This window comes from Kocuria sp. SM24M-10 (genome assembly GCF_001027955.1).
Lineage (GTDB): Bacteria > Actinomycetota > Actinomycetes > Actinomycetales > Micrococcaceae > Kocuria > Kocuria oceani.
Window position 1 is genome coordinate 39,760 of the sequence record NZ_LDNX01000092.1, and the last position, 22,001, is coordinate 61,760.

A 22,001-nucleotide genomic window follows, 5' to 3' on the forward strand; every position below is an offset into this window, starting at 1 on the left:
TCCAGAGTTCGCCGTCAACCCACCTCGCTCCGTGGCCCGCACGGATCCTTCGTGGTCCTTGCCGATGAGAGGAGACCGAACTGCGATAGGCGGCCGGGATCTGAGGCGGTCGCTCAGGGCGCCGGCCGTGGATCCGGTTCAGTCGGTGCGGATCAGGCACCACGCGCGGTCGAATCGACGGGCCTGCAGGTCGGAGTCGCGCATCCAGACCTCGAGGCTGCCGGCGTCGCCGAACCACCCTGACAGGGCCGTCCAGCTCTCCAGGTCCAGGACCAGGCGGTGCTCATCACCGGCAGCGCTCAGCGGCAGCACGTTGTGCAGCAGGGCCCGGGCACGGATCTCCCCGTGCTGGCTGTGCCCGTAGACGTGGCTGACCAATGTCGGATGGCCCCGTGTGGAGCCGGTGCGCTGGGCCAGCCACGCCCGTCGTACCGACTTTTCCACGGCCCGGGCGGTCTCGTATTCCTCCTCCGCCCCACCGGCGGCATCGGCGGCCGGGGCAGGGTGAACCCGGGCAGGGCCAGCACCACCTGGCACACCGCCGAGGGCGTGTCGACCCCCTTTGGTGGCTGTACCAGCTCGGTGCGCGCAGGGTCCGCCACCCAGCGCACCACCCAGGCGCCGCGGTCCTGATCGGTGGCGTCCGAGCCGAAGGTGCGCAGATCGTGGAAGACCTCCAGCACCCCGACGGTAGGGAGCCCTTCCCGCAGTCCGGACCACACGGCCTTGCCCTGGTCATCGAGCACCCCGGCAAGATCGGCCAGATGCAGGGTGAGCACGTGCGCCAGGGCGGTGCCATCGACCGTGCGCGGCCACCCGTCCAGGGGTGCTGCGGCGGGACCGCCCAGCCAGCTGACCCATCCGCCGGAGCCCCATAGCTCGCGCAGCTCCTCGTCGCCGGGGGCGAAGGACTGGTCGCTGAGCACCGGTGAGAAAGCCACCTGCTCCAGCAGCCGGACGGCTCCGGGTGGGCCGGCCTGCAACCAGGACTGGATCTGTCCCCACGGCCCGTGCAGCGGAGCCTCTACGGTGACGGGCTGCTCGCTCATCAAGTCCTCTCGCGCAGGAGCTCTACTGCCGGAGCTCTCCGGAAGTGCGACCATAACTCCTCGCGCACCGGGAACACCTGCACAACCCTGCGTGGCGGACACCGCGCGCACCAGAGGAGCTTCCGGCGCAGCTCGTCGCCAATTGCAGCGGAAGCACGTTGCGCCGACGTCGTCGGAGCCCGAGCGGGAACCCCAACGGCGACACAGTGCGTGCCTGAGCCGCCTCGGCCAGGGCTGGGCCGATGGAATGCACGGACGAGTGCCGCACGAGTCTCATGCGGGTCTCCTGCCTCTTCCGCCCACGCCGTTCGGCGACCTGGCCCATTCCCCCGTGCCTGTTGGCCATCAGCGGAGTGATCACTACCGTGAAGACATGGACGGAGACGACGCACTGCCTCACACCGAATCGACATCCGCGGCGACTCCCGTGACCCGAGACCGTGGCTCCGGCCGGAGCGAGGCGCTGATCCTGGCGAGCTGGACGCTCATCGGCGGCTTCTTCATGACCGCGCTCCTCTATCTGGGCGCCGACCTGTGGGGCGGGGCCCGTGGCCCCGTCGTCTTCGGGGCACTCATCGTGCTGGTCATGCTGGGCAACTTCACTCGCGCACGCGCCCGCACGACACGCCCCCGGCACTTCGGACTGGCAGAAGCAGTGGCCGCCCTGTGGCTGGGCATGGGCGGTGGCATCGCCGCTCAGGCCCTCGGCAACGACAGCGGCAACGGGGTGCCCTTGGGCACCGCGGTGATCGCGGCTGCTGTGCTCACCGCCCCGCTGTTCGCCTGCTCGGTGTGGCTGGCCGCACGAGGCAGGTGAACCGCGGTCGTCCGATCCTATGACCCTGCCACCGCTGCCCTGCTCTGCCCTCCGCCGCCGCACATCAGCACCCGGTCCATCACGGGATGTGCGTTCAGGAACGCCCCCGTCGTGAGCTGCCCACAACGACAGGACGGCATCTCCTGGATGCGCGGTGCGGGACGTCAGCACCTTCCGATCCACGTGCCGGGGCGGGTCTGCCTCCGGCAATCACGCGGCACACCGGCAAGCTCTGCTGAACCCGGCACGGGACAGATTGATGCGTACTCGGTCACATCCTCTCGGGTGCGGAAACCCCGAGGAGGTCGAGGCCGTTGGCCAGGACCTGCTGCGTGGCATTGTTCAGCCACAGGCGTGAGCGGTGCACGTCCTCGACCGGAGCGTCTCCCAGGGGAGCGACCCGGCAGGCGTCATACCAACGGTGGTAGGTGCCGGCAATGACCTCGAGGTGCCGGGCGACGCGGTGTGGTTCCCGGAAGGTCGCCGACTGGGCGACCACGCCGGGGAATTGCCCGAGCGCGGCCAGCAGGTCGCTCTCGGTGGGATGGCTCAGCGACGCGGCGTCGAAGCTGCTGGTGTCCACTCCGGCCGACACCGCGTTGCGGGCGACGGCGTGGGTCCTGGCATGCGCGTACTGGACGTAGAACACCGGGTTCTCGTTGGTGTTCTTCTGCAGCAGCTGCGGATCGATGGACATCGCCGAGTCCGCCGACGACCGGCCCAGCGAGTATCGCAGCGCATCTTTGCCCAGCCAGGTCAACAGGTCCCGCAGCTCGATGATGTTCCCTGCCCTCTTCGACAGGCGGGCTCCGTTCACGGACACCGTCTGGCCGATGAGCACCTGGATGTTCTGCTCCATGTCGTCCCCGGCGCAGGCGGCAATGGCTTTCAACCGGCCGATGTAGCCGTGGTGGTCGGCACCGAGCAGATAGATCTTCTCGGGGAACCCGCGGTCCTTCTTCGATAGGTAGTACGCAGCGTCGGAGGCGAAGTACGTGGGCTCACCGTTGGCCCGGATGAGGACCCGGTCCTTGTCGTCGCCGAAGTCGGTGGTGCGCAGCCAGACGGCACCATCGAGGTCGAAGACGTGTCCTTGCTCCCGCAGGCGGTCAACCGCCTGCCCCACGGCTCCGCCCTCGTGCAGGGCGGACTCGGAGAAGAACACGTCGAAGTGCACGCCGAAGTCGGCCAGGGTTTCCTTGATGTCCGCCATCTGCGCTCGATAGGCCAGTTCCCGGACGATCGGCAACGCCTCGTCGTCATCCATGTCCGCCACCTCCGGCCGGGCAGTCAGCGCCTGGCGGCCGAGATCGGCGATGTACTCCCCCGGATAGCCGCCCTCCGGGACCGGTCGGCCCCTGATGGTGGCCAGGACGGAGGCGGCGAAGGTGTTCATCTGCGTTCCGGCATCGTTGATGTAGTACTCGGCCGTCACCGCCGCACCGCTGGCGCGCAGGACACGCGCGATCGAGTCTCCCAGTGCGGCCCAGCGCGTGTGGGCCAGATGCAGCGGCCCGGTGGGATTCGCCGAGACGAACTCCATGTTGATGGTGTGGCCCGCGAGGGCGTCGTTCGTGCCGTAGGCAGGCCCTGCCTCGACGACGGTCCGGGCGAGCTCGCCCACCGCGCCGGCGTCCAGGGTGATGTTGAGGAAGCCCGGGCCGGCGACGTCGACGCTCTTGACGCCGTCGATGCCGTCCAGGCGGCCGCTGAGCATCTGGGCGAACCCGCGCGGATTCATCCCCGCCTTCTTGCCCAGTTGCAGGGCGATGTTCGTGGCCCAGTCACCGTGCTCCCGGTTCCTCGGTCGCTCCACACGCACCTCCGAGGGGAGTTCGACATCGAAGTCACCGGCCTCGACGGCGGCCTCCAGACAAGCGGAAATGGCGGCGGACAGCTCTTCTGGATTCACCCGTGAAGCATAACGCCGCAGTGTGGAGCGCCCCGATCGCCCTGACACGGTCGCTGCCGATGCGCGACGGCGACATGCACCACGTCCGGAACATGGGTGCGGCATGTGGACCAGGAGCTGCTCCCAGCCTGTGACCGGCAGCGGCGCGCCGACGCCGAGGCCCTCGGCGCTCCGGCCGCAGGCCGGCTGGGACCCTCAAGGCAGGCCACACTGCCCAGCGCACGAGAATGCGGGCCCTGCCCGCCATACTCGACGATCCCGTCGAACTGCCACAGCAGCGCCTTCCAGGCGTGGAGCGCATGCCGCTGCAGGTCCGCTTTCCTGACCGAAGTACACTGCCCGACGACACCGCAAGGACGGCTCCCCACAGGGGACACTCGCGTACGGTGCAGAGCGTCCGCCGGGAAACTGCTACCGCAGCGAAGTGCGCCGCGGATGGGCCACATGTAACGCGCATGGCCTCCTGCGGCGACGGCGTCCCGTAAGTCGATGGTCACGCGACCATCGACGTGTCGTCAGCGCCTCTTGAGTTCCTCGGCGAGCATCACGATGATGCCGCTGGGCCCCCGGACATAGGCGAGCTTGTAGGCATCCTGATAGGTCGCCACGCCGCGCAGCGGGTGGCAGCCGTGCCGGGCGGCGATCTCAAGGGACTCGTCGAGGTCCTCGACCGAGAAGGCGACGCGGTGCATGCCGATCTCGTTGGGCCGGGTGGGCTCCGTCTCGATCGCTGCGGGGTGGATGTACTCGAAGAGCTCGAGGCGATCGTTGCCGTCCGGTGTCTGGAGCATGGCGATGTGGGCGTGGTTGCCGTCGAGACCGACAGCGGTGTCCGCCCACTGACCGCTGACCGTTTCACGACCCAGGAGGGTCAGCCCGAGGTCGGTGAAGAAGGCGATCGCCGCTTCGAGATCACGGACGGCGATGCCGACGTTCTCGAACTTGATGGACATGCGATGCATGCTACCCGGCCGAGGAAACCACTTCAGGTTGACGCTTCACCCAGTTCCGGAAAACGGCCCCTCTGCCGTGACACGTCTACCGCGAGTTGGCCCGCTGCCGACCGGGTCGTACGTGGGGCGGCGGAGGCACGCCCGCCGTTGGCCCGGTTCCTGCGACAGTCCCGTGGTCCTGGCCGAGGGGCTCGAGCCAGTCGGAGTCGTCGGCGTCTGGTCCTGGGGTGGTGTGGGCCTGACTCGCTGGATCGGCAGCCCGCAGAGGCTCCCCGTCCAGCACCGGTGTACGACTTCCCTCTGACCTGGGGCGCGACGAGGCCCCGCGCCCCGAGAGCTGAATGGAACCGGGCCGGCCGGTCACACTGCATCGCTGTCGCTAAGTGTACTGATAATCATGTGTCGGATTGCCGGTCTTCGAAGAACGTCAGTTCCTCGGCTGCATCAACACCTGGGAACCCAGTTGCCCCGCCGGTCCGGGTGCACCCACAGGATGCGTTGCCCGTGACCGCTTGCCGCCGCCCTCCCTGGGGTGGGGGCAAGCGTCTGCCCACAAGACCCGCACCTGCGGGCCCCCTCCCTAGGCGCCCGCAAGAACGACGCCCCTCACAGCCCGATCCGGCCGCGAACCCACGGAGCGCGACGGGTTCGCCCCCCATTCACCGCACCACGGAGGAGGAGACGCGTCAGCCCAGGTCAGCGCCGCTTTTGGTCACAGTCCTCGACGGGCGCACACCAGGAGGCAGGATGGATCATGAGCTCGCATGAGACCGCCGAGCGCGGGGTGCCCGAGAACGCCGCCGTGATCGGCCGCGGCACCGACACCGCGGATCGGAACAACTTGGGGAGTGGGGCACAGCCGTTGCACCCGGGACAGCTGGTACAGGCCCGGTTCCGTGGGGTGGTGCACTGGACCGGAACGGTGGAGACTGTCTCGGTTGCCTTGGGCGTGGTCTGGATCCTCGAGGACGGACTGGGGGAACGCAAGCTGCTGGACCTGCGGGAATACCAGGTGGGCCCCCAGGAGAGCGCCGACCCATGATGCGGATCGGGCAACCGGGCACAGCGAAGGATCTTACGCGCACGCCTCGACCGCGGCGGAACCGTCCTCTTGGCTCCGCCCCTCACCTACGCCACCGGCACGCGCGAGGCCTTCCGTCTCGGGGCCGTGGCTTTCCTGCCGCCGGCATCGCTGCCGCAGACCAGCAGAAAAGGGGCGGGATCGGCCCCCCGGCCGGTGCCGCCCCTTCTGCTCTCCGCCTCAAACCGGGCACGCACCGATCGCGGCGGATCCCCGGATCCGTAGCATCACCGGCCTGTCCCAAAGATGGAGGGGCCACAGGCAATCCCCTCTGAGCAGCAGAGTCCCCTCCCTCATGCCACCGCCCCCGACAACACCCGCCGGAACCAGGTCGTTCACCAAAGGAAGCAGAGGTGTGTGATCGCGAACGCTTGAGTGGCCACGTCGCCGTCTCTTCCAGAGCGCCATGGTCGCCATGACGCACGTCTCCGACGTACCCCGGGAAACCCCAGCCGCAGCACGGATCGCCGCCGATCGGGCCATGTGCGAAGCTGCGTCGCTGAGACGTTCTCGAAGGAACCTGGCCATTGTGGCTCTCAGTGTTCGGGCGCGAACGGCTGCAGCGGCAGCTACGACCGTGCGTCCAGGAGGTGCTGTTGCTGGTGGTGTCGACGGGCCTCGATCTGTGCCCTGGTCCGATCCACGTGCTGCCGCGACCGGGACTCGAAGTCCACGACGACACGGGCGATCAAGGCCACCGCCCCGATCATGAGCAGAGCGATCGCCGCCGGCTCCAGCGCACCGCTGGTGCTGATCGACAGGCTCAGCTGGATCATGGCCGCCGCCGTGGCCATGCCGCCCGCGCCTGTGGCGACGCTCATCAACGTTCCTGCCATGGGGTGCCTCCTAGAAACGAGCACTAGACGTTTGTCTATGCAAAACAGGCTAGTAACCTTACTCGTCAGTAATCAAGGCAGGGCCTGTGGTGCGCGTCCACATCGTGAGACAGCTTCGAGGCCGCACCTCCCCGTGGCGTCACGGTGATGCAGCCAGAAGACGATGGCAAGATCAGGTGACTTGAGTTGACTTGCCTTCTGAGAACGGGGGTTGTGTGGAACCCCATCTGCAGCGTGGACAGATCAGGAACGCCCGCGGGCGCACAGCTTCCTAGCGGTGGCTCGCCTCGACGGCGTTGTGGGTGTGAGAGAAAGGGGCGACACCGCGGTCCCGGACGGCCAGGACAACCCCACCGAGCAACCCGGCCACCACCCCGTAGGGGGTGAAGACCAGGACGTAGAGGAACCACACCGGGTCGAGAACCACGTTCAGGATCAGGAAGGGCAGCATCAGCGCCGCACCGGCGACGGACATCAGGGGGACCCGGATCCCGGCGGCCAAGCCGTAGTCGGCCCCGGCCGCCCAGCACGGGCCCCACACCAGCTGGGTCCACACCAACCCCACCCCCATCAGCACCGCCCAGCACAGCACCCAGCCCGACCAGCCACCCGGTGACAGAACCGCCGCGTAGCCCAGGGCCAGCACCGGGGTGAGCGCCTGGAACACCAGATAGGTGCTCAGCCGATGCACGTGCAGGGCTCGTCTCACCAGATCAGGCCTCTCCGCTCGATAGCCCCACCGTATGCCGCGCACCCGCGCCACGACGCAAGAGCCACGCTCGGGGCCATCACCTGTAGACCCTTATCGGACAGGTCGGCGAATCCGGAGCGGCGCTTCGCCTGACTCGCGGCGTCGGCCCTCTTGAATGTCGGAAATCGTGTGTGAAGGACCGCCCACATCTTCGACCCTCGAGGTCCCCGGAGAGAACCCGAACAGTCGTGACCGCACCGAAGCCGCATCCATGACCGGAGCGGCCACACCTGATCGCGGGCGTCGGCGGGTCAGCACAGGCACGAGGAGACGATCATGAGCACCATCTCCGCCACCGAACGGGAACAGATCGAAGAAGCGAATGCCTCCGGGCGCCGCATCGTCCTGCTCGTCCACGGCCTGTGGGCCATCGCCCCCGGGTGGGCGCCGTGGCGTCAGTTCCTCACCGACCGCGGTCTCGCCACCGTGGCTCTCGAGTGCCCCGGTGAACCGCCCACCGTCGAGGAAGCACTGGCCCACCCCGAGACACTGGCCGGCATCGGGGTGCAGGATGTGACCGAGCACGCCGCCGAGGTCATCGCCGCCCTCGAACGCGCCCCAGGCCTGATCGGCCACTCCTTCGGCGGGCTGGTCACCCACGAGCTCGCCGGCATGGGGCTGGCCGCAGCCACCGTCGGGGTCAGCCCCGCCCCGTTCCGCGGCGCCTTCGGGCTGCGCTGGTCGGTGGTCCGCGGCGGCGCCCCGGTACTGACGAATCCTGCCAACCTCGGCCGAGCCGTGCGGTTGAGCTATCCGCAGTTCCGCTACTCCTGGGCCAACGAGGTCGGCGAGCAGGAGGCCCGCCACCTGTGGGAGACCCAGCACGTGGCATGCCCCGGCAAACCACTCTTCGAGGCCGTGGCAGGACAGATCGCCCCCGTGGCCGCCGCCACCGCCGACTGGCGCCACCCCGACCGTGGGCCGATGCTGCTGATCGGCTCGGCCACCGACCGGCTCGTCCCCCTCGGCGTGGTCCGGAGCGAATACGCCAAACAGCAGCGCAACCCCCACCCCACCGCCCTGGTGGAGGTCCCGCACCGCGGGCATTCCCTGACCATCGACCACGGCTGGCCCGAGATCGCCCAACTCGCCGCCGACTACCTCGACGACCATCTCCCCACCCCGGAAACCCCACGACCGTAGACACGAACCGGAACTTCACCGAAACACGGTCCGCCGCTAACCGACCCATATGTGAAGCGGGTGGTGCGTTACCCCGACTGGATGTCTTCCACGGTGTGCCCTTGGCCGCCTCCACCCGCCCTAGTGTCTTGTCAGATGCCCGCCCGATCGCCGCTGCCGACGCCGCCGGGCAGGTCACCGCTGTCCTCGCCCTGGCCATCACTGCCATCTGCGCCCGGCGACTGCCTTGGAGAAACTGCTGAAACCATTTCACGAGCGGCAACACCCGCAGGTACCCCGATGGCCGGGTCGTGGACTACCGCACCGGGCGAGTCACGATGGTGCCCGTGATGGCGACTGGTCCGTCTTGGTACTTCAGCACGTCGGACCGTGGGCTTGGGCGGCAGTTCGGTCCCGTCCGTTCCCGGGGCTGCTAGCGGGGACGTTTCCCTCGGGCGTCAGGCGGGGCTGACCGTCGGGTCTTGAACTCCCCTGGCTGGCCGTCACTTCGAGGCTTACCCCCGAAAGTTCCGCTCGAATGATCTCCGCACCCGCAGCGAGAGCGATCATTTTGTCTCGCGCAACCTTTCGAGCCAGTGGCGCCATGCCGCAGTTGGTGCTCGGATACAGCTTGTCCGCATCGACGAACCGGAGCACCTGCCGAAGGGTGCCGGCCACTTCCTCCGGGGCTTCGATCGCGTCGCTGGCGACGTCGATGGCCCCGACCATCACCTCCTTACCTCGGAGCAGCTCGATGAGCTCGACCGGGACGCGGGAGTTGTGGCGTTCCAAGGAGACCATGTCGATCGTCGACTGCTGGAGGAGCGGGAATGACATCTCATACTGACGCCACTCCGACCCGAGCGTCGCCTTCCACTCGGTATTGGCTTTGATGCCGTAGCCGTAGCAGATATGCACGGCCGTTTTGCTGCGCAGTCCCTCGGCCGCTCGCTCCAGTGCGGCCACGCCCCACTCCTTGAGGTCGTCGAAGAACACGTTGAAGGCAGGCTCGTCGAACTGGATGATGTCGACGCCCGCCGCCTCCAGCTCTTTGGCCTCCTGGTTGAGGATCTTCGCGAACTCCCCCCAGGCGAGCTTTTCGCGACTCCTGTAGTGCTTGTCGTAGAGGGTGTCGATCATGGTCATGGGACCGGGGAGCGTCCACTTGATGGGCCGGCTGGTCCGCGCGCGGAGGGCCTTCGCGTCTTCGAGGAAAACCGACCGCTCACGGCCCACCGCGCCGACGACCGTCGGGACGCTCGCGTCGTAGCGGTCACGGATCCGCACCGTCTTCCGGTGTTCGAAGTCGACGCCGCTGAGGTGTTCGATGAACGTGGTGACAAAGTGCTGACGGGTCTGTTCGCCGTCGCTGACGATGTCGATACCCGCCTGCTGCTGCTCATTCACGGCCAGGCTCAGCGCATCCCGCTTGCCCTCGCGCAGTTCCTCGCCGTCCAGCTTCCAAGGGGACCACAGCGTCTCACCTTCCGCGAGCCAGGAGGGCTTGGGCAGGCTGCCGACGATGGTGGTGGGCAACAGGGTGTTCATCGGTGCTTCTCCGTCTCTCGTTCGCAGTGGGCCGCGACCCACTGTTCCAGGAGGGTCTGGTGTGGCTTCACGAAGTGCTCCTCCGTGAACTTCCCCTGCATGAGGGCCAGCTGACTGCGCTCCTCGCGGTCGTAGGCGATCTGCGTCACTGAGTAGTCTCGACTCTCCAGGCTCGGCCGGTAGACCCGACCAGCTGCCGCATTGGCGTTGTAGATCTCCGGGCGATAGATCTTCTGGAACGCCTCCATCGTGCTGATGAGACCGATGAGTGCCAGGCTGGAATAGTCATTGAGCAGATCCCCCCGGAAGTAGAACGCCAGGGGTGCGACCGCGCCGCGGGGCATGAAGTAGCGGACCCGCAGTCCCATCTTCTCGAAGTATCGATCCGTCAAGGAGGATTCATCCTGCCGATACTCGGCCCCGAGGATCGGATGGTGGTTCTCGAGCCGACGATACGTCTTGGTGCTCGAGACGCTGATGCAGATCACGGGCGGCTGGCGGAACCGCTCGCGGTAGGCCTCGGAGTCCAGGAAGTGCGTGAAGAGCTTCCCGTGCAATTCGCCGAAGTCATCGGGGATGCTGGACCGGGACGCCTTCGCGTGGTGTTCCGGCAGCACCACGCTGAAGTCATAGTCCCGGAGGTAGGACGAGAAGTTGTTCCCCACGATCCCGTCGATGTGCACATTGGACAGCGTGTCGAGGATCTGCACGTCGAGAACCTCGATCAGGGGGAACACCGCGTCGTCGCCGTCGGCGGCGAAGTGCAGGTCCACGGAGACGATCTCGATCTCCACGACATAGCGATCCCGGCTGGGATTGTCCCAGTGGGCCAGGTCGTTGAAGCGACTATTGATCATCGTCAGGGTGTTTCGGAGGTTCTGCCGACGGTTCTCGCCGCGGGCCAGGTTCGCGAAGTTCGTCGTGCCTCGGGAACTGGACGAGGGGCAGTAGTCCTCATCGAAGCGGGTCGTGCTGATATCGAACGTGAAGTCGTTCGTCCTGGTGGTCTGATGCATCGATTCCTCGCTGTGGACCGGGGGCCTGCCTGCCAGATCTGTACTCTTCTCGAACGTCCTTCCCTGCTGCTCGTGCACTGCCCTCCCGAAGGTCGCCCCGGTCATGCTCCCGGCACCCCCGGCGCTGCCCGGACGACGTCGATCCGGGCCTCCGGGCTGCCGGTTCCCCGGGCCGCGCGGGCCGCTGCGGTGAAGCGGCGCTGACCGGTCCGGGGCGGGTTGGATCCCCGGCTGTACTCGTGGCCGCCGTGCAGCACGTTGATGCCGTCCTGCACGAAGGTGCTGGTCTGGTGGATCGACGGCACGACCGCCCCGGTCAGGGGGTCCGGGGCCTGGCCGGCGTGCGACGCTATCGTATTGAAGCCCCGACGGGTCATCGGCGCAGTGTCCGTCTGTGCTGAGTCGGTCAGGATGGTCACCTCAGCGCGCCTCCCCGGTCAGGGCCGAGGCCGGTACGGTGGCCAGCGCCCGGTCGAGGTCGGCGATCAGGTCCTCGGGACACTCCAGTCCGATGGACAGCCGGATCGTGGTCTCAGTGATGCCTGCGGCCCGGCGTTGGTCGGGGGTGAGCCGGCAGTGCGTCATGGTCGCCGGGTGGCTGACCAGGGAGCGCACGTCCCCGATGTTGGCCACGAGCTGGAACAGCTCCAGAGCGTCGATGAACGGGCCGATGGCCTCGGGGCCGGCGGCCAGGTCGAAGGAGAACACCGAGCCGGTGCCGTGCGGGAAGTCCCTCTCGGCGAGGGCGGCGCTGGGATGTCCGGGGATCGCCGGGTGGTGGACGCGCCCGACGGTGAGGTGCCGGGCCAGGTGCTCGGCGACCGTTCGCGCGGTCTCCTCCTGCCGGGCGATGCGGACGGCGAGGGTCTCCAGGCCCTGGATGAACTGGGCGGCGCTGGCCGGGGCGAGGGAGGGGGCGAGGTCGGGCAGGAACTTGCTGCGCGCCAGCGCCAGGTAGGCGCCGCGGCCGTGCCGGTCGATGAGCGCCTGTCCGCCGTAGCGGGCCTTGGGCCGGGTCAGTTGGGGCCACCGCTCCGGGGCTGCGCCGTAGTCGAAGGTGCCGCCGTCCACGATCGCCCCGCCGGGGACGGCCCCGTGCCCGCCGAGGAACTTCGTGGCGGAGTGCACCACCACGTCGGCACCATGTTCCAGTGGCCGGCACAGGACCGGCGTCGCCAAGGTGCTGTCCACCACGACCGGGACCCCGGAGGCGTGGGCGATGTCCGCCAGCGCCGGCAGGTCCGGCACGGTGGCCAGCGGGTTGGTGATGGACTCCAGGAGGAACGCGCGGGTGTCCGGCCGGATCGCCGCGCCCCAAACCTGCGGGTCGGCCGGGTCGGCGAAAGTGACCTCGATGCCGAAGTCGGCGAAGGTGTCCGTCAGCAGGTCCACCGTCCCGCCGTAGAGCTGGCTCGAGGCGACCAAGTGCTTGCCGCCGTGGAGCAGGGTCAGCAGGGACAGTGCGACGGCGGCTTGTCCCGTGGCGGTGCCGATGGCCCCGATCCCGCCCTCCAGGGCCGCCAGCCGGTTCTCGAACACGGCGACCGTGGGGTTGCCCGTGCGGCTGTAGGTGAACCCGGGGGTCTCCAGCCGGAACATCGAGGCGGCCGTGGCGTGATCGGGGAAGCGGTAGGCCGCCGTCTGGTGGATGGGCACGGCCACCGGCCAGTAGGGGGCCTCGGGCTCGTAGCCGGCGTGGACCTGTTGGGTGGCGTGGTGAGTCATTCGATCCTCCATCGGTCCTGGCGGTAGCACCGTGCCCGCCGGTCCCGGTGTCCCAGGGTCGGCTGACTGGTTGCTGCGGCGTCGTCGAGCCAGATCTCTCGGCCGCTCTGGATGGTGTGGTGCGCTCATCCCACTCGATGGACGGCTCTAGAGTCCAACGGACGGTGGGGTCGGCTGTCACAAAGCCACACGTCGGGACATATTCGGGCCGGGCGGTCGCGCTCGGCCGCCTCGGCCGACGTCGGGCCGGGTTTGTGACAGTTTGTGACGGTCGGCCGCCGCGCCCTCATCGTGGGCTCAGTGATGTCCCGGCGGAGGTCCAGCGCGTCGTCGAGGGCGTTGTACGCGGAAAAGATGACGCCCCCCCCGGGGGTGGCGTCATCAACGGCGTGGTGAACGGTGTCAACCGAATCCCGGGACCCGTGCACGGAGCCCTCGGATTCGTCCTCCGGCACCACAGGAGGGCTCTCCCCGGCCCCGCTCTTCGATCGTGGCAACCCGCGACGTATGACCGACCCCTACCGGGCGTCAAGTGCGTCAGGTCTTGGCGATGTCATGGTGCAGGGGCGATGGCGTGCCCGTGTCGGAATGCCGAAGCGTGACCCTGTTGGCAACGGCTTCTCCAGCAGCGTGGCGCTGTACCAGGGCCCATCGAATTCCCGGCGCCCCGCCTCTTGGAATCCCTGCTGCTGATAGAAGAGGCGCAGGGCCGTGTTCGACTCCACGCCGTCCAGCCGGATGACCTCCTCCCCCTCGGTCCGTCCAAGTCTTACGGCTTCTACGGCCCAGTCGAGGATGATCGACCCCAGACCACGCCCGGCTGCGCCCCGGTGGACCATCAGCCCGTGAACGTAGACCGCCGGGATGTCATCGGCACCCCCAACCTCCGGATCGGCCCACAGCAGCCGCGCAGCCGAGGCGTCCCCCATGACAGGGTCTCGGACCAGGTGCCATTGGCCACCACGTTAGGACACGTTAGGACAGGGCCGCCCATCACCTCGGTGACCGGGTACGAGCCACTCCCTTACCGGGACGCCTGAACGATTTCGGGGCTGAGTCCGGTGGCGTGGCGGTGGTGGGTCTCGGCGCGTTGTCCGAGGTAAGTGCCGGTGATGATCAGCACCGCGCCCGCGGCCGCCACGAGAGTGAGGGTCTCGTTGCCGAGGCTGATACCGATGGCCACCGCCCAGATCGGCTCGGTGCCCATCAGCAGGCTGGCCCGGGACGCCGAGGTCTGGCGGATCGCCCAGGTCTGGACCACGAAGGCGAACACGCTGCAGCCGAGCCCCAGATAGAGCACCGCCGCCCACTGGGCGGACGTGAAGGCCTGAACAGCACCCACCGCCCCGGAGGGGGCGGCGCCGGTGAACACCACCGCGCACACCACCGCCTGGATCAAGGTGAGGTCCACCGAGCTGACCCCCCTCCCCCGGGTGAGCCGGGCCAGTGCGGTGACGTGGATCGAACGCATCAGCGCCGCGGCCAGCACCAGCCCATCTCCGGTGCTCGGAGCGTGCAGTCCGTCCCCGGAGACCAACAGACATACCCCGACCACTGCCACCACCCCGGCCACGAACACCGCCCGCGGCACCGGCACCCGCGCAGCTGCTGCCTCCATCACTGGGGTGAACACCACGGTGAGACTGATGATCAGCCCCGCGTTGGTCGCACTGGTGCCGGCGATCCCATAGGTCTCCAGCACCAGCACCGCCGCCTGGGTGGCGCCCAGCACGATTCCGGTGACCACCTCCCGGCCGGAGGGGACGCACCGGGGCAGCATCCACCACCACGCCCCCAAAGCGATCGCGGTGATGATGAACCGCAGGGAAAGGACCACCGGGACGCTCACGGCCCCGGTCAGGGTCTTCGCCGCCAGATAGCTGCTGCCCCACACCACCGCCACCAGCAGCAACAACAGATCAACCCGGCGAGAAACAACAAAGGATGTCAGCACCCGTCCACCCTCACAGCCCATCACCATGAAGACCAGGGATTGGTTACTGCACTGAAGGTTTAAGGTTTGCTTATGGATCTGCACCAGCTGCGTCTGCTGCGCGAGCTCGGGGACCGCGGCAGCGTGGCCGCCGTCGCCCGGGCCTTCTACGTCACCCCCTCGGCGGTGTCCCAGCAACTGGCCGCCCTGCAACGCACCACCCCCGTACCCCTGACCCGCAGGCAGGGCCGGACCCTGGTGCTCACCGACGCCGGCCACGCCCTGGCACAGGCCGCGGTGGAAGTCGCCACCGCGATGGCAGCCGCCGAGCACGCCGTGACCCGGTACGTGAAGGACCCCGCAGCCCCGGTCAGCGTGGCCGCCTTCCACAGCGCCGGACTGGCCTACTTTCCCGGACTGCTCCAAGCCATGGCCGCCGCCGAGGAGGCACCCGTGGTGAGCTGCCACGACCGCGACGTCGCACAAGAGGACTTCCCGGCACTGACCGCCGACTTCGACCTGGTCATCGCCCACCGCCTGGAACACACCCGCCCCTGGCCCGGGACGGTGCAGGTCGTCCCACTGGTACGCGAACCACTCGACGTCGCCGTGGCCGCCCACCACCGGCTGGCCCACCAAACCCACGTGAGCCCGGCGGATCTGGTGGGTGAGCACTGGGTCTCGGTGCACGAGGGGTTCCCCCTGGACCAAGCCCTGCACCTGCTGGGCGCGGCCACCGCACAACCGGTGGACGTCACCCACCGGATCAACGAGTTCTTCGTGACCTCCGCCGTCGTGGCCACCGGCCAAGCGATCGCGCTCATGCCCCGCTACACCACAGTCGCCCCCGCCGACGCCCACATCGTGCTCATACCCCTGACAGGCCTTTCTCTCACCCGCAACATCGACGTACTGGCTCGCCCCGAAGCACTCCACCGCACCGCAACACGAACCGTGCTCACCGCTCTGCAGGACAGCGCCGGATCCCCAGAGGACAGGACACCACCCCAGACGGCCACCGAGCGATGACGGAACCCGATCTCCAACATTCACATCTGTCCCGGTGAGGATGGCTGGAAGGTCGGGTCCTGCGTGGCGTGGGGCTGATCGACGGGGCCCCTGGGTTCTCCGTTCGACGGTGTCGTCCATCAACTGGCCCGGTGGGTGTTCTCGGACCTGCTGCGCAGTCCTTGGCGGAAGTTCCTGTACGTCTCTGCCCACCCCCACCGGGTCAGCCGGAATGTTCGTGCACCGGCCACGAGGCCGCGGCGATGGCGGTGACCAAGTCCAGCGCAACGCCGAAGACCACCAGCGGCCAGAGCCGGTTCGCCAGGGGCGCTGAGAACGTCATGAGTGATTCCGCCGTCCCTCGCGAGTATCAGTGATGCCCAGACGACTCGTGTGGTCCTGGCACCGGGACCGTGGGCGGAAGGTATGGACTGCGTCCGCGTGCCATAGGCGCAGCTCCATGTGCACAGAACGGAGCCGTTCAGTCTTTCGCTGGCAGCACCGGGTCAGGCTTGCGGTGCTCCGGTGCCGGGTGGTTTGAGGTGGTGCCCTGGGATCGTTGCGGAGACTGTGGCGTGGTGAGGACCTGCCCGATTCCGGCTGCGATGATCGCGATGAACCCGACCCACTGGGCGACGGTGATGGCGGTCCCGTAGACGATGAAGTCCACCACCACCGCGGCCGCCGGATACACGAAGGCCAGCACCCCGACGGTCGCGGTCCCCAAACGGGGGTAGGCGGTGTAGATGATCAGGTACATCAGCGCCGTGTTGACCAGGCCCAGCACCACCAGATGCGCCCAGCCGGGTGCGCTGACCTGGTGAGGGACCACCAGCAGGGACGGGGAGGTGATGACGGCCCCGGCGATGAGCTGGATCGTGACGATCACCAGCGGGCTCGGTGCCGCCCCGACCCTGCCCTGCTGGGCCCGGACCACGACGATGGACCCGGCGTAGGCGGTCGCCGCCACCAGGGTCAGGCCCACCCCTATCAACAACGCACCTGTCTCCTGCCCGACCGAGGCCCAGGGCTGTGCCACGGCCACGATCCCGAGGAACCCCAGCCCCGCCCATCCCAGGGTCCTCCGGTTCAAGCGCTCGTGCAGGAACAGCGCCCCGAGACCGAGGAGGATGAAGGGCTCCACGTGGAAGATGACCGTGGCCACCCCGATCGACAGGTGCTCGTAGGCGGTGAACACCAGCACCCAGTTGGCGACCAGCAGCCCCCCGCTGCCGGCCAGCACGATCCCGGTCCGGGACCTCACCGTGGCGCGCAGCTCCTGGCGGGTCCCCGGCCGCGCCCCGATCACCACGAGCAGGGCGCACGCACCGATGACGCAGCGCCAGAACACCACCACCAAGGGTGGAGCCCCGGACTCGACCACGAAGTAGCCGATGGTCCCGGACATCACCATGCCCGCACACAACAGGGCCACGGCGGCGGACGAACCTCGGACGGGTGCGCGGTGGAAGGTCATGAACCCATGCTTGGGCACCATGCACCTGTGCGACCAGCGAAAGGTGCACTAGGATATGTGTAAGCATTGCTTCATGTTTGATCGAGAGCTCCTGCGCTCCCTCCGGGCGGTGGTGGAGCTGGGCACCGTCACCGCCGCCGCCGAGCACCTGCGCTACACCCCCTCGGCGGTCTCCCAGCAACTGGCCCGACTGCACCGGGAGACCGGGATCGAACTGCTGGTGCGCCGGGGCCGGTACCTGCAGCCGACCCCGGCGGCCCGGATCCTCGCCGCCGCGGCCACCGAGATGGACACCGTCGATGCCCGCACCCGGGCCCGGCTGGAGGAGCTGCAAGGGACACCGGCCGGGCGGGTCACCGTGGCGGGGTTCCCCACCGCCTGCCGGGGCCTCATCGCCCCGCTGGTCGCCCATTTCGCCGCGCATCACCCCGGGATCTCGCTGGTGGTGCACGAGTCCTATCCCGAGGCCGGGGTGGAGCAGACTGCCCACGGGGAGGTGGACCTGGCCGTGGTGCACGAGTGGGAACAGCTCCCGCTCACCATTCCGGCAGTGCTGAGCACGACCGTGCTGGGCGTCGACGAGGTCGACCTCATCGTGCCCTCCGGCCACCCGGCCACCCGGTGGGAGACCGTCACGGTGGCCGATCTGCCCGGGGAACGGTGGATCACCGACACCACCGGCATCTACGCCCGCTGGCTCCAGCAGTCCCTGGAGAGCGCCCGTGTCCCATACGAGATGGCCGGGCTGGTCAACGAGCACGAGACCCAGATCCAGCTCACCGCCCACCACCTGGGACTCAGCCTGGTCCCCCGGCTCGGGCGCCCCCCGCTGCCCGAGGGGGTGGAGGCCGTCGCGTTGAGCGACCGCGTGCCCCGACGCCGACTGCTGCGCGTAGAGCGAGAGGACACCATCGACCGCCCCGCCCTCACCCTCGTGCGCCAGGCCCTGGACCGACAAGCCCACAGCATCCTCGAGGCGATGAGCCCCGACTCGCCCTGAGGACTGCACGACAACCCACATCGGCACCCCACCCGCACCACTCGGCGGGTGGACCGGTGTCCACCCGAGGACGGTTCCGGCAGAGCACAGCCGTGCCCGGACCGAGCAGCATGCCGGTCAGCACGGCCATCGGCGCGACACGCTCGCCGCGCCACGGCCGGGTCTCTTCACTCCGTGTACACATCGGGTGTATAGATAGGGACATGAACAACGCGCTGACCCTGCTGGGGCTGCTGCGGCGGGAGCCCAGCTACGGGTACGACCTCAAGCACTCCTACGACCGGTACTTCGGATCGCAGAAACCGCTGGCCTTCGGCCAGGTGTACTCCACCCTGGCCCGGATGATCCGCGACGAGCTGATCCGGGCGCTGGGCGAGGAGCCGGGGGCGGGACCGGACCGGAAGAAGTACGAGATCACCGACACCGGACGCGCCAGGGTCCAGCAGTGGCTGTTCACCCCCGAGGTGCCCGCTCCCACGCTGCAGAGCGAGCTGTTCGCCAAGACCGTGGTCGCCCTGCTCGTCGACGACGACGCCCAACGCCTGCTGGACGCCCAGCGCGCCGAGCACATGACCCGGATGCGTGAGCTGACCCGCCTCAAGCGCGAGGGGGATCTGCTGCAGGTGCTGATGTGCGACCACGGGATCTTCCACATCGAGGCCGACCTGCGCTGGATCGAGCTCACCGGCGCCCGCCTGAACCAGCTGAAGAAGGAGCTGTTGACCGCATGAACCCCACCCCTCCCTCTGGCCCCGCAGACTCTGCCGTTCCGCCCTCCCTGCTGACGGTGCGCCAGGTGCACAAGAACTTCGGGACCACCCCGGCCCTGCGGGGGATCGACCTGGACGTGGCTCCCGGGGAGGTGCTGGCCGTGATGGGGCCCTCCGGGTCGGGCAAGTCCACGCTCCTGCACTGCATGGCCGGGGTGCTGCCCACGGACCGGGGCACCGTGACCTACACCCGTCCGGGCGCCGGGATGGCACCGATGGTGCTCAGCGCTCTGGACGAGGCGGCGCGCTCCGGAGTGCGGCTGAGCGAATTCGGGTTCGTCTTCCAGTACGGACAGCTGCTGCCCGAGCTCAGCGCGGTGGACAACGTCACCATCCCGCTGCTGCTGGCCGGCACCCGGCGCCGAGCCGCGAGGTCGGCAGCCACCGAAATGTTGGGGCGGCTGGGCCTGGCGGGACAGGGCGAGAAGCATCCCGGGGAGCTCTCCGGGGGCCAGGCCCAGCGGGTGGCGATCGCCCGGGCCATGGTGGGCGCACCGGCGGTGCTGTTCGCCGACGAGCCCACCGGGTCCCTGGACTCCCTGGCCTCGGAGACCGTGCTGGATCTGATGCTCGAGCTGGTGCGCGAGACCGGGACCACGGTGGTGATGATCACCCACGACCCGCGCACGGCCGCCTACGCCGACCGGGAGGTCATCGTGCGGGACGGCACGATCACCACCGGTCAGGCCGTGCTCGCTCCCACGGGCGGGACCGACCGGGGGGCCGCGGCATGAACCCGGTGACCGCCCGGCTCGCTGTGGCCGGGGCACGTTCTTCGGCGGGGCGGCTGGCCGGCATCGCCGGCGGGGTGGCGATCGGCGTGTGCCTGATCCTGCTGCTGTGGGGGGCTGCCGAGGGGCTGTCCGATCGTGATCAACGGGCGGCCTGGCTGCGCGCCCAGGGCGAGTCGGCCGTGACCGTCGCCCTGGACGCCGATGGTGAAGCGGTCGGTGAGCCCGAGCCGGTCCCGCTGACCGCGGACGCCGTCCTGCTCGGCCGCTCCGATGACGTCTTCCGGGACCGGCTCATCCAGCGCCGCGACATCGCCGCCACCGAGGACTCCACCGTGGCCATCCCCGGCATCGCCGCCGCCCCGGAACCGGGGACGTACTACGCCTCTCCTGCGCTGCGATCACTGATCGAGGCGACCCCGGCCGATCAGCTCGGGGACCGCTACGGCACCTACGCGGGCACCATCGACAACACGGCCCTGGCCGGACCGGACTCTCTGGTGGTGATCACCGGAGCCACCGAGGAACAGCTCCGCCGCGGAGAGACGGCCTCTCTGGTCACCGACTTCACCGCCGACCCCTACGGGGACAAAGCCGCCACCTACCGCATCCTGATGGCCCTGGGCGGGATCGCAGTGCTCTTCCCGGTCCTGCTGCTGATCAGCACCAGCACCCGGCTGGGCGCAGCCCAGCGGGCTGAGCGCCTCGCGGTCCTGCGGCTGATCGGGGCGAGCCCGCGGACGGTGGCCGGCGTGGCCGCCGCGGAGACGGCGGTGCCCGCTCTGCTCGGAGCGGTGGCCGGAGCCGTCGCCGCGTCCCTCCTGCACCCGGTCGCGGCCCAGGTGCCGGTCGGTGAGAGCAGGCTCTACGTCCAGGACCTGGCCGCCGGCCCGGGCGTGAGCGCGGCCGTGGTGGCGGGCGTCGTGGTCGCCTCCACCGCGGCCGCCGCCTGGGGCACCGCCCGGGCCGGGATCGGGCCCCTGGGGCCTGCCCGGGCCCGCCCGGAGACCACTCCCGGAGCGTGGCGGTCACTGCCCCTGCTCGCCGGGCTGGCGGCCATGACGACTGCCCTCGTACTGACGCGGACCCAGGGTGCTCCTCGCGACGGCGTGCTGCAGCTGCTGCTGGTCGGTGGGTTCGCCCTCACCACGGTGGGCCTGGTCCTCGTGGGCCCCTGGCTCACGGTCCTGGTGAGCCGGGCCGGGGCGGTCCGGGCCTCCAGCGCGGCCGCGGTGATCGCCGCGGGCCGGATCAGCTACACCCCGGTCGCCACGTTCCGCGCGGTCTCGGGGCTGGTCCTGGCCGTGTTCCTCGTCTCTGTCTTCGCCGGTGCCTCCAGTGCCGTGGAACAGGACGAGGTGCCTCCGGCACGGGCCGGGACGGTGCAGCCCAGCCTCGTCTACGCCTATCTGGACCCCGGGAGCGAACCGGCACGCGCGCGGGAGGTCGCCGCCGAAGCCCGGACCCTCCCCGGTGCCTCCTCCGCCGCGGTGCTCTACGACCGCCCCACCGCCGCCTCCGAGGCGTATGACAGCAACGTCTACGTCGCCACCGGGGACCTTCCGGGGCTGGGCTTCCAGGACACGGTCACGGGGCCGGTGGCCGTCTTCGACGCCGCCTTCTTCAACCCCTGGACCGTGGACCCCGTCGGGGTGGAATCCGCCCCGCTGCAGGACATGGAGTCCCTGGAGCTGTTCGCCGTGGTGATCAACACCGACGGCACCCCGGAGGCCCTCGACCGGGCCCGGACCACCGTGACCGCCTCCGGCATCACCACCACCCCGGCCATGTCCCGCACCTACCTCGACGTCGCGGGAACCACCCGCCTCGTCCACAGCCTCTCGGTGCTGGCCCACCTGGGCACATTCGTGGCGGTGAGCATCGCCGGGATCTCCCTGGCCGTGGCCACCGGTGCGGCCGTCATCGACCGGAAACGCGCCCTGGGCCTCATGCGACTGATGGGCATGCCCCTCTCCGCCCTGCGCGGAGTCATCGTGCGCGAGGCGGCCGTACCGCTGCCATCGGTGCTGCTGCTCTCCGCCGGACTGGGATTCCTCGTCGCCTGGATCATCGTCACCGGCCTCGGCGACCCCTACACCATGAGCTGGCCTGGACCGACCTACTTCGCCACCCTCGGGCTGAGCTTGGCCCTGGCACTTACCGCCGTGCTCACGACCTTCCGGCTGCTGCGCACCCACACCTCCGCCACCGCCACCCGCTTCGAATAGGCACTCCCCCTGCACCGTGGCTTTCGTGGGCAGTCGCCACCGCC

Annotated in this window: 19 protein-coding genes, 1 pseudogene and 1 riboswitch; of the genes and pseudogenes, 8 read left to right on the forward strand and 12 right to left on the reverse strand. The window is 69.1% G+C overall.

From position 1 onward, the window contains the following. Nucleotides 1-138 precede the first annotated feature (138 nt). Complete coding sequence (locus ABL57_RS23020; RefSeq protein WP_238986034.1) at nt 139-444, reverse strand: DUF1963 domain-containing protein; 306 nt, start codon at nt 442-444, stop codon at nt 139-141. Nucleotides 445-1,476: 1,032 nt separating this feature from the next. Here ABL57_RS23020 and ABL57_RS10435 point away from each other — a divergent pair. Then, nucleotides 1,477-1,866: a hypothetical protein gene (locus ABL57_RS10435; RefSeq protein WP_047803398.1), complete on the forward strand. Its 390-nt coding sequence runs from the start codon at nt 1,477-1,479 to the stop codon at nt 1,864-1,866. 271 nt (nt 1,867-2,137) lie between these two features. On the opposite strand, the gene argS is transcribed toward ABL57_RS10435, so the two are convergent. Both argS and ABL57_RS10445 read right to left on the reverse strand, forming a co-directional pair. Continuing rightward, nucleotides 2,138-3,778, reverse strand: a complete 1,641-nt coding sequence (argS, locus tag ABL57_RS10440; RefSeq protein ID WP_047803399.1) for an arginine--tRNA ligase — start codon at nt 3,776-3,778, stop codon at nt 2,138-2,140. A 515-nt stretch (nt 3,779-4,293) separates the two neighbouring features. Further along, nucleotides 4,294-4,731, reverse strand: a complete 438-nt coding sequence (locus tag ABL57_RS10445) for a VOC family protein (RefSeq protein ID WP_047803400.1) — start codon at nt 4,729-4,731, stop codon at nt 4,294-4,296. Nucleotides 4,732-5,485: 754 nt separating this feature from the next. On the opposite strand from ABL57_RS10445, the gene ABL57_RS10450 reads away from it, so the two are divergent. Continuing rightward, on the forward strand, nt 5,486-5,773 hold the full coding sequence (locus ABL57_RS10450; RefSeq protein ID WP_047803401.1) for a hypothetical protein: 288 nt from the start codon (nt 5,486-5,488) through the stop codon (nt 5,771-5,773). Nucleotides 5,774-6,381: 608 nt separating this feature from the next. Here ABL57_RS10450 and ABL57_RS10455 read toward each other — a convergent pair. Next, a complete protein-coding gene (locus ABL57_RS10455) occupies nt 6,382-6,633 on the reverse strand; it encodes a hypothetical protein (protein ID WP_047803402.1) in 252 nt (83 codons plus the stop codon). Between the two features lie 286 nt (nt 6,634-6,919). Next, on the reverse strand, nt 6,920-7,357 hold the full coding sequence (locus ABL57_RS10460; RefSeq protein WP_152683359.1) for a hypothetical protein: 438 nt from the start codon (nt 7,355-7,357) through the stop codon (nt 6,920-6,922). Between the two features lie 318 nt (nt 7,358-7,675). Here ABL57_RS10460 and ABL57_RS10465 point away from each other — a divergent pair, with 318 nt between their 5' ends. Further along, nucleotides 7,676-8,542, forward strand: a complete 867-nt coding sequence (locus ABL57_RS10465) for an alpha/beta hydrolase (protein WP_047803404.1) — start codon at nt 7,676-7,678, stop codon at nt 8,540-8,542. Between the two features lie 354 nt (nt 8,543-8,896). On the opposite strand, the gene ABL57_RS10470 is transcribed toward ABL57_RS10465, so the two are convergent. From ABL57_RS10470 to ABL57_RS10495, 6 genes and pseudogenes are all read right to left on the reverse strand, one after another. Further along, nucleotides 8,897-10,069 carry a methionine synthase gene (locus tag ABL57_RS10470; protein ID WP_082157375.1) on the reverse strand — a complete coding sequence of 391 codons (1,173 nt, stop codon included), beginning with the start codon at nt 10,067-10,069 and terminating at the stop codon, nt 8,897-8,899. Further along, nucleotides 10,066-11,085, reverse strand: coding sequence for a DUF1852 domain-containing protein (locus ABL57_RS10475; protein WP_047803440.1), 1,020 nt, complete (start codon nt 11,083-11,085; stop codon nt 10,066-10,068). Before ABL57_RS10475 ends, ABL57_RS10470 begins: the two co-directional genes overlap by 4 nt. Before the next feature lie 203 nt (nt 11,086-11,288). Further along, nucleotides 11,289-11,462, reverse strand: a pseudogene (locus ABL57_RS21845) (PLP-dependent transferase); the annotation flags it as partial. Between the two features lie 43 nt (nt 11,463-11,505). Then, entirely contained in the window at nt 11,506-12,810 is a 1,305-nt protein-coding gene (locus ABL57_RS10485; RefSeq protein WP_047803406.1) for an O-acetylhomoserine aminocarboxypropyltransferase/cysteine synthase family protein, read from the reverse strand. 5 nt (nt 12,811-12,815) lie between these two features. Beyond that, a riboswitch (SAM riboswitch) is annotated at nt 12,816-12,928 on the reverse strand. Nucleotides 12,929-13,328: 400 nt separating this feature from the next. Further along, complete coding sequence (locus ABL57_RS23520; RefSeq protein ID WP_053004891.1) at nt 13,329-13,739, reverse strand: GNAT family N-acetyltransferase; 411 nt, start codon at nt 13,737-13,739, stop codon at nt 13,329-13,331. Between the two features lie 95 nt (nt 13,740-13,834). Then, nucleotides 13,835-14,848, reverse strand: coding sequence for a DMT family transporter (locus ABL57_RS10495; protein WP_203225596.1), 1,014 nt, complete (start codon nt 14,846-14,848; stop codon nt 13,835-13,837). Between ABL57_RS10495 and ABL57_RS10500 the strand changes: the two genes are divergently transcribed. Next, the gene (locus tag ABL57_RS10500; protein WP_047803407.1) at nt 14,837-15,772 is read left to right on the forward strand and encodes a LysR family transcriptional regulator; all 936 of its coding nucleotides are present in this window, start codon (nt 14,837-14,839) and stop codon (nt 15,770-15,772) included. The genes ABL57_RS10495 and ABL57_RS10500 overlap by 12 nt on opposite strands. A 460-nt stretch (nt 15,773-16,232) precedes the next feature. On the opposite strand, the gene ABL57_RS10505 is transcribed toward ABL57_RS10500, so the two are convergent. Further along, entirely contained in the window at nt 16,233-17,228 is a 996-nt protein-coding gene (locus ABL57_RS10505) for a DMT family transporter (protein WP_160310789.1), read from the reverse strand. 73 nt (nt 17,229-17,301) lie between these two features. On the opposite strand from ABL57_RS10505, the gene ABL57_RS10510 reads away from it, so the two are divergent. From ABL57_RS10510 to ABL57_RS23390, 4 genes are all read left to right on the forward strand, one after another. Further along, the gene (locus ABL57_RS10510; RefSeq protein ID WP_047803408.1) at nt 17,302-18,228 is read left to right on the forward strand and encodes a LysR family transcriptional regulator; all 927 of its coding nucleotides are present in this window, start codon (nt 17,302-17,304) and stop codon (nt 18,226-18,228) included. Between the two features lie 203 nt (nt 18,229-18,431). After that, a complete protein-coding gene (locus ABL57_RS10515; protein WP_047803409.1) occupies nt 18,432-18,959 on the forward strand; it encodes a PadR family transcriptional regulator in 528 nt (175 codons plus the stop codon). Beyond that, complete coding sequence (locus ABL57_RS10520; RefSeq protein WP_047803410.1) at nt 18,956-19,732, forward strand: ABC transporter ATP-binding protein; 777 nt, start codon at nt 18,956-18,958, stop codon at nt 19,730-19,732. The genes ABL57_RS10515 and ABL57_RS10520 overlap by 4 nt, the downstream gene beginning before the upstream one ends. Continuing rightward, nucleotides 19,729-21,957: an FtsX-like permease family protein gene (locus ABL57_RS23390; RefSeq protein WP_047803411.1), complete on the forward strand. Its 2,229-nt coding sequence runs from the start codon at nt 19,729-19,731 to the stop codon at nt 21,955-21,957. The genes ABL57_RS10520 and ABL57_RS23390 overlap by 4 nt, the downstream gene beginning before the upstream one ends. The last annotated feature ends 44 nt before the right edge of the window (nt 21,958-22,001 follow it).

Bases quoted from the DNA above. Each gene is read 5' to 3' on its own strand.
- ABL57_RS10445 (WP_047803400.1), bottom strand. From the start codon at position 4,731: ATGTCCATCAAGTTCGAGAACGTCGGCATCGCCGTCCGTGATCTCGAA.
- ABL57_RS10450 (WP_047803401.1), top strand. From the start codon at position 5,486: ATGAGCTCGCATGAGACCGCCGAGCGCGGGGTGCCCGAGAACGCCGCC.
- ABL57_RS10455 (WP_047803402.1), bottom strand. From the start codon at position 6,633: ATGAGCGTCGCCACAGGCGCGGGCGGCATGGCCACGGCGGCGGCCATG.
- ABL57_RS10465 (WP_047803404.1), top strand. From the start codon at position 7,676: ATGAGCACCATCTCCGCCACCGAACGGGAACAGATCGAAGAAGCGAAT.
- ABL57_RS10470 (WP_082157375.1), bottom strand. From the start codon at position 10,069: ATGAACACCCTGTTGCCCACCACCATCGTCGGCAGCCTGCCCAAGCCC.
- ABL57_RS10475 (WP_047803440.1), bottom strand. From the start codon at position 11,085: ATGCATCAGACCACCAGGACGAACGACTTCACGTTCGATATCAGCACG.
- ABL57_RS10485 (WP_047803406.1), bottom strand. From the start codon at position 12,810: ATGACTCACCACGCCACCCAACAGGTCCACGCCGGCTACGAGCCCGAG.
- ABL57_RS23520 (WP_053004891.1), bottom strand. From the start codon at position 13,739: ATGGGGGACGCCTCGGCTGCGCGGCTGCTGTGGGCCGATCCGGAGGTT.
- ABL57_RS10500 (WP_047803407.1), top strand. From the start codon at position 14,837: ATGGATCTGCACCAGCTGCGTCTGCTGCGCGAGCTCGGGGACCGCGGC.
- ABL57_RS10505 (WP_160310789.1), bottom strand. From the start codon at position 17,228: ATGACCTTCCACCGCGCACCCGTCCGAGGTTCGTCCGCCGCCGTGGCC.
- ABL57_RS10510 (WP_047803408.1), top strand. From the start codon at position 17,302: ATGTTTGATCGAGAGCTCCTGCGCTCCCTCCGGGCGGTGGTGGAGCTG.
- ABL57_RS10515 (WP_047803409.1), top strand. From the start codon at position 18,432: ATGAACAACGCGCTGACCCTGCTGGGGCTGCTGCGGCGGGAGCCCAGC.
- ABL57_RS10520 (WP_047803410.1), top strand. From the start codon at position 18,956: ATGAACCCCACCCCTCCCTCTGGCCCCGCAGACTCTGCCGTTCCGCCC.
- ABL57_RS23390 (WP_047803411.1), top strand. From the start codon at position 19,729: ATGAACCCGGTGACCGCCCGGCTCGCTGTGGCCGGGGCACGTTCTTCG.